Origin of the sequence: Arthrobacter sp. NamB2 (assembly GCF_005281365.1) — a bacterium.
GTDB lineage: Bacteria > Actinomycetota > Actinomycetes > Actinomycetales > Micrococcaceae > Arthrobacter_D.
Genome location: NZ_SZWI01000024.1, coordinates 1 through 478, shown reverse-complemented (window position 1 = coordinate 478; position 478 = coordinate 1). Strand labels below are relative to the sequence as shown.

The window sequence follows — 478 nt, the reverse complement described above, 5'->3', positions numbered from 1 at the left end:
GGTGTCGCTGAAGAAGTACGTCCAGGACAGTGAGGGCGTCTGGCGCGACGCGAACGACGTCGCCGAATACCCGAGCTTCTCCGACGGCGACACCATCAACTACCGGGTCGTCGTGACCAACACCGGACAGGGAGTCCTGAACGGTGTCGTCGTCCGCGATGACAAGCAGCCCGAGCTCGGATCCTTCGAGATCGACACGCCGCTCGAGCCCGGTGAGGCCAACGCCTATGTCCACGAGTACGAGGTCACCCTCGGTGAGGGTGTCCCTGACACGCTGATCAACACCGCATGCGTGAGCGCGCCTCAGCCGGCGGACAGCGAGGACCCGGTGCAGGTGAACTGTGATCCGGCGGGTATCGAACTGATCGGTGTCCCGACGCACGACAAGGAGCTGGTCTCGGCGGCCCCGATCGGGGATGGTCGGTGGGAGCTCGTGTACGGCATCGACGTGACGAACACGTCCACGCGATCGACGTCG

At 64.9% G+C, this 478-nt stretch carries 1 pseudogene; it reads left to right on the top strand.

Annotated features, from left to right (window positions below):
- Positions 1-478, top strand: a pseudogene (locus tag FDK12_RS14970) (DUF11 domain-containing protein); the annotation flags it as partial.